Below are 9,716 nucleotides of genomic sequence, written 5' to 3' on the forward strand. Positions count from 1 at the left end.
CGACCCTGTAACACGTCAGAAAGCTAGTTAAACCCCGTTTCGATTCGTTGCTATTTGGAGTGTTTGGAAATGAGTAAACCGACCCATCAAATCCGCGTCGTGATGAAACCGGATGGCCAAGTTTTCGAGTCGCCCGAAGGGCGTTTGTTCTTCAACGACAAGACGGTGAAGTGGACCGATCTGTCCGGCGTGCGCTTCCTGCGCTGTGGCGTGGACACCGTCCGCCAGCTCTACAACGGTCTGATTCGTCCAGAAGTCATGGCGCTCTTCGAAGAGAAAGACGACCTCGTCGAGTTCGCCGGCTACCAGTGGATGAAGGGGCGCATTGGCCGTGACTCGGGCTACCAGTACCGGCTGCAGAACGCCGACATGGGGCTAATCCTGCTCATCAAGAACCACAACGTGAAGGTCGAGAACATCGGCCCACACCTGAAGATCGAGGTATCGCCCCACGCCCTGGATGGCGCCGATCCTCACATCTTGCAAGGCGTGCTCGACGACCTCGCCGCGGGTGTTCTGAGCGCCTGTGAAGCCAACCAATGCGCCGTGCATATCGCCCTGGATATGCAGGGCTGGACGCCGCCCGCCGAGCTGGTCGACATGATGCATTGCCGCGCCCATCGCGTGCGCCAGATCAGCGGGATTCAACGGATCGAGTTCGACGGCAACGCCTCGGTGTACGGACGTGGGGAAACCTTCATGTTCGGCTCGACCACGGGGGTGCAGCTCTGCATCTACAACAAGACCCTCCAGGCTCGGGCCACCGACAAGCTCGACTACTGGCAAAGCGTGTGGGCCACCTTGAACGGTGATCCCTTCGGCGATGGCGAACCCGCTTACAACCCGCTGGAAACGGTGTGGCGTCTGGAGTTCCGCTTCCATCACTCGGTGGTCGAGCAGTTCGCGCAGGGCTCTACGCTGTCCTCTGGCGAGGTGATCGGGTGCAGCACCTACGAAGGCCTCTGTCCGCACTTCCAGGGTCTCTGGCAGTACGCCTGCGAGAACTTCCGCCTGCTGGAATCGCGCACCACCTTTGATCCGTTCTGGAGCCTCATCACCCAGGATGTGAAGGTCCAGGTGGAAGCCGATCCGCTCATCGAGCGCACCGAATACCGTCGCTACTACAAGACCGCGCAAGGCTTCTCCGGCCGCAACTGCGAGATGTTCCTGGGCCAGTTCATCAGCCTCATCGCCCGCGAGCGTGTCCCGGCAAAAAAGGCCATCGAGTCCGCCCGTAGATTGGAGTTCTGGCATGTGATCGAGGATCACTACCTGGCCAAAGGGTGGACTCTGAAGGAGTTCGAACGGCACGTGCACCGGCTCATGTGCGAGAGGTATTTGAAGAAGGGCTATGCCGTCTGATGAGCATCACCAAGCTCCCCGATGGCCGCTGGTTCGTCGATGTCGAACCGATCAAGGGCAAGCGCTTCCGCAAGCGGTTCAAGACCAAGACCGAGGCTCAACGATTCGAAGCCACGGTGCGGCAGAAGTGCATCGAGAGCCCTGATTGGAACCCCAGGCCAAAGGACAGCCGCAGGCTACTGGAGCTGCTGGAGCGATGGGGTGTGTTGCATGGGAATGTGCTGAGCGACTACGAAGGCCGCGAGCTGTTGATGCGCCGGATGATCGAGCGCCTGGGCAATCCGCAGGGCCGCGCCTTTACGGCGATCCGATTCGCGGAGTACCGCGCCAAGCGTCTACAGGCGGGCTACAGCCGCAAGACGATGAACAACGAGCTTTCCTACCTTCGGGCGATGTTCAACTGCCTGGTGCAGTTTCAAGAGATTGACTACCCGAACCCGCTGGCCACGTTGAAGCCGCTGAAGCTGCAAGAAAACGAGCTGGCCTATCTCGATCATCAGCAGATCGGGCAACTGTTCGGGGCGCTGCGCCAGATGCAGCACGCGCATGTCGAGTTGATATCCAGCATCTGCCTCGCGACAGGGTGTCGATGGGGTGAAGCTCAGGGGCTCGTGCCGTCCAGGGTGAAGGGTGGGGCGGTGCACTTCATCAACACGAAGTCGAAGCGTCGACGCTCGATACCGATTCCGCCGGAACTGGAAGCGCGCATCCTGGGGCATTTCAGCCGACACGGCCCGTTCACGAACTGCCGCAACGCCTTCGACGAAGCTGTCATGAAAGCTGGTCTAGAGTTACCGGCAGGCCAGAAGGCACATGTCCTGCGGCATACGTTCGCTAGTCACTTCATCATGAACGGTGGCAACATCCTTTCGCTTCAGAAGATTCTCGGCCATTCGACACTGGCTATGACCATGCGCTATGCGCACCTGGCGCCAGGGCATCTTCAGGATGTGTTAGCGTTCGGACCGTCCAGGGATTTTCGACACTTCTTCGACACTCCACCGGAGTCGGCAACGGAAGCTGGCGAAAAAGCCTTGTAGATCAATATGGAAGGCAATCACGCCCGGTGGCGTGGCCGGGCTTCAAACCCGGTGGGGGACGGCAGCCGTTCCTGGGTGGGTTCGACTCCCACTGCCTTCCGCCAATTTCCTTATCTCCCGCTCCGTTGCCGCAGGCCATCAAGCCGTGCCGGAAGTCCCGTCGCCCTCGACTACCTGAAACCGACTGATATCGCCCCACAAGAGTTCTTCCGGAAAGCGCCGAGGATCATTCGGGTCGCGTACGAGGAAATAGGGGCGCTCGTCCTCCAGCGTCAGCGCTACACCTACGACGCGCACTCGAAAGCTTTCCTGGTAGGGCTCCTCTTGCAGCGGAACATCCACGTCTATGGTCTTGCCCAGCAGGGCGAGGGCGGTGGCGGCGTTGAACTGAGGCATGGCTTTTCATCCGTGATGATGCATAGCGGACGCAGGGCGTGCGTACTTCCCCGTGCACTACCTTTGCTGCACTATGACGAGTGATGATTTATTTAACTCAAGTCAATTTGGCTTAAGTTGAATTGAATCCTATTCAGATGGAGTCAATTTGGCTAGAGTCTTTTTAGATGAATAAGTGATGATTAAAGAGCGGGTCATAACCATTCTTTCGTGGTCGGACATGCGCCTGCCCAGGCTCGAAGAGCTGACGGGCATCAGCCGCTACACCTGGAGCAACCTGAAGAACCCCTCGAAAAGCCGGGAGATCAAGGAAGAGGAAATCCTGGCCATTGCCAAGGTCTTCCCGCAGTTCCGCTGGTGGCTGTTGACTGGAGAGGTGATGCCCGAGGTCGGCCAGACAAGTCCCGAGCTCGAAGGGCCTGAGCGCAGTGCGCCCGACGCCTAGCGAGAGCGCTGATTGTGGCTGTCGAGACTTCTGCAGACAGGGCCAGGTTCCTGATCAAGAAGGTTGGTCCCAAGAAGCTCAGTCAACTCAGCGGCACCGACCACAGTCGCTGGTTGAATGTGAGCAAGGGAGCGGTGCGGGTGAGCACCGAGGAAATCGACGTGCTGGTCGGTATCTTTCCCCAGTACGCGTTGTGGATAGTGAGCGGACAGGTCATTCCGGAGAGCGGACAGACCAGTCCGGATGCTGATGCAGAGGCTGTCTCGAAGTAGGAGGGCTGTTCGTCTTGCAGTCGCTCAGGCTACATCCGACACAGCTGATCCTCACAGGGAATCCCATCGTGGTCCCCATCCATCTTCATCCCCGGGCAACTGCGCAGAAAGGCCTTGGCCTCGGCGCATGAGGTCATCTGCGAGCAATGCTGGCGACCGTCGCAGCGGACGCTGAGGGTAGCGCTGGCGGGCGGGCTGCTTGTCGTCGGGCTGCTTGCCGCTGGCGGTATCAGGTTCGTGGTGGGTTCGTCGGGTTCGGCGGGTTCTTCCGCGAGGCTCATCGGCGCGGGTTTCGGGCGGGAGAAACGCTCCTGCCAGGACGGGTTGTCCATGTACTGCCAGGCGAGCAGGGCGAGGGCGCCGAGGAAAATCCATTTCTTCATGGGGATCACCGAATCCTGGGGAATGGGCGGATTCTAGGGCTGATCGTTCGGGCTTTGCACGCTGCGCGTACGGCGTTACTTCTTACGGATGACGTGCGGCTTGTGCTGCCTGCCCCGATCTAGGCTTCGGCGCCCTGAACCTGCCCTCCCGTCTTGCCATCCTGCGCCGCACTAAGCGCCTTGCCGAGTATCCGCGCCACCAGCTCGTCCTTGCCCTTGGTGTACGCATCGCGGTCGGTGGGGAAGCGCTCGGCCAGCTGTTCCTTGAGGCGCTGGTATTCGGCCGCATCTTGCGGGTGGTTGCGTAGCCTGTTGCGGAAGATCAGGTGGCGGTCGGCGTCGGCCACGGTCATCACGTGGACGTGGTGGGTTCTGCCTTGCCCCAGGGGCGGCATGCCCTTGACGAAGAACATCCGCTGCGGCGCCGGGTTGTCGCGCCAGTACTGGTAGCCGAGCGCTTCCAGCGGGGCGACCAGGCTCTGCCAGTCGCTGCCGGGCGGCGGCAGCAGGAGGATGTCGATGATCGGCTTGGCCTTGAGCCCGGGCACCGCCGTGCTGCCGAAGTGCTCGATCTTCAGGCCGGGCAGTGCCAGGGCGGCGGCGATGGCGTCGGCCTCCTCGGCGAAGCGTCGTGGCCAGTCCGGGTTGGCCTCGGCCAGCTCGATGCGGTCGGCTTCGGCGTTGCTCCAGCGTTGGCCGTTGAAGGTGGGGGGCTGGCTCATGGGGCTCCCGGTGAGGGGCTGTGTGTAGGAGCGAGCTTGCTCGCGAACCTTGGGTGGACAGCGTAGTGCTGGACCAAGTTTGTTCGCGAGCAAGCTCGCTTCTACGAAAAAATGCGACTTGGTGCTTTCACTGGCATTTGAGACCGGGTTGCGATGGCTGGTAGATCCTTGGAAACGGCCGTATGTCGAAAGCGAATGTGGTTCACCAGGCGCCATAGGGAATCCCGTGTTTCTCGATATAAGCCTCGGCGGCAGGCTCTAACGGGCGATAGCGGCCGCCTGACTTTCCACCGTATGGCCCCAGCGGTTCCACTTCGGCTTGAGCACGCGCAACCGGTACAGCCGGGAAGCAGCTGCCGCTGACCCAGACCTTGACGATCCCCTCAGGGGCCAGCATCACCGCCAAGGCGTCGCGATACTCGTCGGTCCAGCCGGTGATGGGACAGTTGACCCGTTCACGCTTACGCATCAACTCGCGAGCGGACTCGGGAATCTCCACGCTGGCTCGGTAGGTTTGTGGTTCTGCCAGGGATTGCCAACGTACGAACAGACGTTGCGGCAACTCAAGGGGCAAGCTAACGCCCGCTCCTTGAATGTAGGGACCCAACTCACGCGTGGGGTCACCTTTCCCATTTGCCGGCTGCCAGATCGATACGGTTCCTTGCATGGCTCCTGTGAACGTCACTCCGCGGATGTCGGTGACATCCGCCGTTTCCAGCCATACATCCATATAGTCCGGCGCCACGAAGCCCAGGTGCCAGGAGGGAAAAGGCATCGGCGGTTCCGCCGCATCGGCTTGGCCTAGGAGAAACACTGCAATGAGTAGCCAATGCAGTGCTCTCACCGGACGCAATCCTTCACCAACGGCCCCGCGATGGCCTGCAGGTTCGTGGGAAGAGCCACATGCCGATAGCGGTTGTGGTTCACCAGGAGCCATAGGGAATCCCGTGTTTCTCGATATAGGCCCTGGCGGCTGGCTTCAATGGCAAAGCGTACTGTCCCCCGCTGCGCCCCTGGTCGGGTCCCAACGGCTCCACCTCAGCCTGGATACGTGCAACCGACACGGCCGGGAAGCAGCTCCCACTGACCCACACCTTGACGATACCGCCTGGTGCCAGCATCACCGCCAAGGCGTCGCGGTACTCGTCAACCCAGCCGGTAATGGGGCAATTGACTCGTTCACGCTTGCGCATCAACTCCCGGGCAGATTCGGGAATCTCCACGGTGGCTCGGTAGGTTTGTGGTTCCGCCAGGGATTGCCAGCGTACGAATAGGCGTTGCGGCAGTTCGCTGAACTGACTGATGCCTTTTCCCAAAATGTAAGGCCCCTGCGTCCTTGTCGGGTTCCCCGTGCCGTCCTCGGGCTGCCAGATGGAGACAACACCTTGCATTGCGCCTGAGTGAAGGTCTCCCCGTATATCGGTGACATCCGCCGTTTCCAGCCATACGTCCATGTAGTCCGGCGCCACGAAGCCCAGGTGCCAGGAGGGAAATGGCATCGGCGGCTCCGTCGCACCGACCTGGCTTATGTAGAAGACTGCAATGAGCAGCCAGTGCCGCGCGTTCATCAGGCGCAATCCTTCATCAACTGTTTCGCGATGGGCTGTAGGTTCGCAGGGCTAATCGATAGCGGTCGTCGCTTACCAGGAGCCATAGGGAATCCCATGCTTCTCGATATAGGCCCTGGCTGCAGGCTCCAAGGGCCGATACCGGCCACCTGACTTTCCTTCGTATGGGCCGAGCGGCTCCACTTCTGCCTGGATACGTGCAACCGGCGTGGCTGGGAAGCAGCTCCCACTGACCCACACCTTGACGATGCCGCCTGGTGCCAGCATCACCGCCAGGGCATCGCGGTACTCGTCAACCCAGCCGGTAATGGGGCAATCGACTCGTTCACGTTTGCGCATCAACTCGCGGGCGGACTCGGGAATCTCCACAGTGGCGTGGTAGGTCTGTGGTTCCGCCAGGGATTGCCAACGTACGAACAGACGTTGCGGCAGTTCGCTGAACTGACTGATGCCTTTTCCCAAAATGTACGGCCCTAGCGTTCTTGTCGGATTCCCCGTGCCGTCCTCAGGCTGCCAGATGGAGATAACACCCTGCATTGCTCCTGCGTGAAGGCCTCCCCGTATATCGGTGACGTCTGCCGTTTCCAGCCATACGTCCATATAGTCCGGCGCCACGACGCCCAAGTGCCAGGAGGGAAAGGGCATCGGCGGCTCCGTCGCATCGGCTTGGCTTAGAGGGAGCATTGCAATGAAGAGCCAACGCCAAGTTTTTAGTCGGCGTAACTCTTCACCAGCTGCTCTGCGATGACCTGTAGGCTCGTGGGAATGGCTAAATGCCGATGGTGGTTGTGGTTCACCAAGCACCATAGGGAATCCCGTGTTTCTCGATATAGGCCCTGGCGGCCGGTTTCAATGGCAAAGCGTATTGCCCCTCGCTGCGTCCCAGGTCGGGTCCCAATGGCTCCACTTCTGCCTGAATATGCGCAACCGGCACGGCCGGGAAGCAGCTCCCGCTGACCCACACCTTGACGATGCCCCCTGGAGCCAGCATCACCGCCAAGGCGTCGCGGTACTCGTCAACCCAGCCGGTAATGGGGCAATCAACCCGTTCACGCTTGCGCATCAATTCGCGGGCGGACTCGGGAATGTCCACGGTGGCACGGTAGGTTTGTGGCTCAGCCAGGGACTGCCAGCGGATGAACAAGCGCTGCGGCAGCTCAAGGGGCAAGCTAACGCCCGCGCCCAGAATGTAGGGGCCCAACTCCCGCGTGGGATCGCTATGCCCATTTGCCGGCTGCCAGATCGATACCGTTCCTTGCATGGCTCCTGTGAACGTCACCCCACGCACATCTGTGACATCCGCCGTTTCCAGCCATACGTCCATATAGTCCGGCGCCACGAAGCCCAGGTACCAGGAGGGAAACGGCATCGGCGGTTCCGCCGCGCCGGCTTCGCCTAGATAGAGTGCCGCCGCGAGCATCCAATACCACGCCTTCATCCTGCTGAGCCTTTGCGATTGGGGTGGCGCGCCCGTTCGCCGGACACGGCGGGACGGTCGATGAACTGCACTTGCAGGCCACCACTCATGCCGGGATAGACATTCCAATTGTCGGATTGATGAATGTAATGAGCCCAGAGCAATTCCTGTTCTGCCGCCTCCAAGGCTATTGCGCCACTTTGTTCAGCGGTCTTCAGCAGCTTTTGATAGATCGGCTGGAGCGCAGAGGGAAGGTGGTACTCCTGGGTCACTGGTATTGGGTCGAACGGACTGCCGGCCCGCACCGCCAGCGCATGCATGATCCTCAGGGGAACACGTCCATACTCGCCACGTACTTGCCGTTCAAGACGTACCTGGGCGTAGACGTTCTTGCGCCGCAGGGGGCTCTCCGTGGAGCGAATCGAATGGCAGTCGACATAAAGTCGGCCATTGGGTTGGCGGGAATCAATCAGCCCGTACCGGTTCCAGTCCTTCAGGGCGGCGACTGCTTGGCGATAGGCCTCGGTGTCCTCTTCAGGCTGTTCCTTGTCCACTTCGCTCGCATAGGGCGGGCTCAGCAGCAAACGCTCTTCCATCAGCGCAGGGTAGTTGCCGCCCAGGTCACCGTGGGCGCCTGGCAGGTAGGTATCGCGGAACCCCGGCTCGACGCTGTTGAGGGAGTAGTTGTGGCGACGCTCGTCGGCGGCCACCAGATGGATCACCCGCTCGGCGCAGCCCGGCGGTAGATACAGCTCCAGGTTGCCATTGCGTGCGTCGTGCACGTCCCAAAGGTCGGCGAGAGAACCGACCGCCGCTACGGTATCGAACAGGCCGAGCACGCCGATCCGGACGGTATCCCCGACCTGCCAGCTGAAGTTCGGGGCCAGAGGCGCCTTGCCGTTGGACAAGGTCCTGGCCAGCATTGATGCGTCGCCGCGCGCCAGATCGTTGAGGAAAATGCCGTGCAGCCGCTGCGCCACGGCTGAAGCCAAACAAGTCCACTTTCAAGCTGGCGATCTGCAGTGTTGGAGTGTTACCGGCCAACTGACGGATGTGCTTCATTGCCTCGCGTACAGCAAGGTTGATTTGCGCCTCGACTCCGAGCTCACCGGTTCCCAGCGCCATGTCGGGAAAGGTCACATCCGGCATATTGGTTTGAGTGCCTACGCCTGGTGCGTACACGGGGATGCAAACCAAGCTCTGCGCCGTATCGACTGGTCGGTTTGTATCGTCCCGATAGAGAGTGTAGAGCCGAGCAATATTCGTCGATTGCCGCCCATAGCTACTGCGCGGGTCACGCTGGAAATCGCGGCAGTGCTTCAGCATGGCTTGCTGATGCTCAGTGCTGTAGCCCAACTCACCCGCCTGGCATTGCGCACCAAGCTGTACGTTCTGCGCATTGTCTCCGGTGCCGTCGAAGAACAGGCCCAGGCGCAGGGTGACGCCGGTGTTCTGCAGTTCTTCCTCCTCTTCTTCCTCTTCCAGCGGGCTGTTCGTGGCTGCTCTTGGGGCGGTACTCAACGGTGTTGCGGCGGGTGGTCTCGCGGCACCGGCAGGCGGTGGGGCAGGGACGCTGTTTCTCGTCGGTTGGCTAGAAGCAGGCATGGAATTGGATGCCACCGAGGTGTACTGGGTGGCTGAGCCATACACCACGTGATCCGGGCACCCACAGAGCACTCTGTCGCCCGTAGCAACGTACGGCTGCTTTTCCGACCAGTCGAATGCCGTGCCGTAGATGGGAAACGTCCCTTTGCACTTGTTGCATCGAGCAAGGTCGCCGGTTTGAGCGATGGCTTTGTCGCCTTCGAACCAGGTCGCCGTGGCCGATGTGACTTCGCCGTATGTGGTTTTATCTCCGAGACAGACTAGCGCTCTCAATTGGGCCTCCCCAGCATTCGCGCATCGATTCATCCGTCGCCGATTAGACTATCGGGCGCGTGCGGGGGCGTTGTAATCCCTGCTGTTATCGGAATAGGAAATGTCCGGGTTGCGGTGATGTTTGCCTACCTGCACTGCAACGGTGCTGGCTAGGAACCTTGAGGGCGGCTCATTCCAGCCTCAAAGTCCGAGGCTCGATCAGCGCTTCACCTGGGCGCCTTGCGCAGGAGGTG

The 9,716-nt window shown here is 60.7% G+C and carries 12 protein-coding genes and 1 tRNA gene; 5 read left to right on the forward strand and 8 right to left on the reverse strand.

Annotation, left to right across the window (positions count from 1 at the left end):
* The first annotated feature begins 69 nt into the window (after nt 1-69).
* The 3 genes from P3W75_RS12135 (at nt 70) to P3W75_RS12145 (ending at nt 2,506) form a co-directional block, all read left to right on the forward strand.
* Nucleotides 70-1,362, forward strand: a complete 1,293-nt coding sequence (locus P3W75_RS12135) for a hypothetical protein (RefSeq protein ID WP_276227592.1) — start codon at nt 70-72, stop codon at nt 1,360-1,362.
* Entirely contained in the window at nt 1,362-2,402 is a 1,041-nt protein-coding gene (locus P3W75_RS12140) for a phage integrase (protein WP_276227593.1), read from the forward strand. The genes P3W75_RS12135 and P3W75_RS12140 overlap by 1 nt, the downstream gene beginning before the upstream one ends.
* Before the next feature lie 8 nt (nt 2,403-2,410).
* Nucleotides 2,411-2,506: transfer RNA gene (locus P3W75_RS12145), tRNA-Sec, on the forward strand.
* 34 nt (nt 2,507-2,540) lie between these two features.
* Here P3W75_RS12145 and P3W75_RS12150 read toward each other — a convergent pair.
* Nucleotides 2,541-2,798, reverse strand: a complete 258-nt coding sequence (locus P3W75_RS12150) for a hypothetical protein (protein ID WP_276227594.1) — start codon at nt 2,796-2,798, stop codon at nt 2,541-2,543.
* 178 nt (nt 2,799-2,976) lie between these two features.
* Between P3W75_RS12150 and P3W75_RS12155 the strand changes: the two genes are divergently transcribed.
* Both P3W75_RS12155 and P3W75_RS12160 read left to right on the forward strand, forming a co-directional pair.
* The gene (locus tag P3W75_RS12155) at nt 2,977-3,243 is read left to right on the forward strand and encodes an XRE family transcriptional regulator (RefSeq protein WP_276227595.1); all 267 of its coding nucleotides are present in this window, start codon (nt 2,977-2,979) and stop codon (nt 3,241-3,243) included.
* Between the two features lie 14 nt (nt 3,244-3,257).
* Nucleotides 3,258-3,515, forward strand: a complete 258-nt coding sequence (locus P3W75_RS12160; protein WP_430765364.1) for a DNA-binding protein — start codon at nt 3,258-3,260, stop codon at nt 3,513-3,515.
* Nucleotides 3,516-3,544: 29 nt separating this feature from the next.
* Here P3W75_RS12160 and P3W75_RS12165 read toward each other — a convergent pair whose 3' ends face one another.
* From P3W75_RS12165 to P3W75_RS12195, 7 genes are all read right to left on the reverse strand, one after another.
* Entirely contained in the window at nt 3,545-3,898 is a 354-nt protein-coding gene (locus tag P3W75_RS12165) for an excalibur calcium-binding domain-containing protein (RefSeq protein ID WP_276227596.1), read from the reverse strand.
* Between the two features lie 119 nt (nt 3,899-4,017).
* Nucleotides 4,018-4,620: a GrpB family protein gene (locus tag P3W75_RS12170; RefSeq protein WP_276227597.1), complete on the reverse strand. Its 603-nt coding sequence runs from the start codon at nt 4,618-4,620 to the stop codon at nt 4,018-4,020.
* A 202-nt stretch (nt 4,621-4,822) separates the two neighbouring features.
* On the reverse strand, nt 4,823-5,464 hold the full coding sequence (locus P3W75_RS12175; RefSeq protein ID WP_276227598.1) for a DUF2931 family protein: 642 nt from the start codon (nt 5,462-5,464) through the stop codon (nt 4,823-4,825).
* Between the two features lie 79 nt (nt 5,465-5,543).
* Nucleotides 5,544-6,188: a DUF2931 family protein gene (locus P3W75_RS12180; RefSeq protein ID WP_276227599.1), complete on the reverse strand. Its 645-nt coding sequence runs from the start codon at nt 6,186-6,188 to the stop codon at nt 5,544-5,546.
* A 72-nt stretch (nt 6,189-6,260) separates the two neighbouring features.
* Nucleotides 6,261-6,872, reverse strand: a complete 612-nt coding sequence (locus tag P3W75_RS12185; protein ID WP_276227603.1) for a DUF2931 family protein — start codon at nt 6,870-6,872, stop codon at nt 6,261-6,263.
* A 109-nt stretch (nt 6,873-6,981) separates the two neighbouring features.
* The gene (locus P3W75_RS12190; protein WP_276227600.1) at nt 6,982-7,626 is read right to left on the reverse strand and encodes a DUF2931 family protein; all 645 of its coding nucleotides are present in this window, start codon (nt 7,624-7,626) and stop codon (nt 6,982-6,984) included.
* On the reverse strand, nt 7,623-8,597 hold the full coding sequence (locus P3W75_RS12195; protein WP_276227601.1) for a phospholipase effector Tle1 domain-containing protein: 975 nt from the start codon (nt 8,595-8,597) through the stop codon (nt 7,623-7,625). Before P3W75_RS12195 ends, P3W75_RS12190 begins: the two co-directional genes overlap by 4 nt.
* Between the last annotated feature and the right edge of the window lie 1,119 nt (nt 8,598-9,716).

Source organism: Pseudomonas citronellolis, assembly GCF_029335315.1.
Taxonomy (GTDB): Bacteria; Pseudomonadota; Gammaproteobacteria; order Pseudomonadales; family Pseudomonadaceae; genus Pseudomonas; species Pseudomonas citronellolis_A.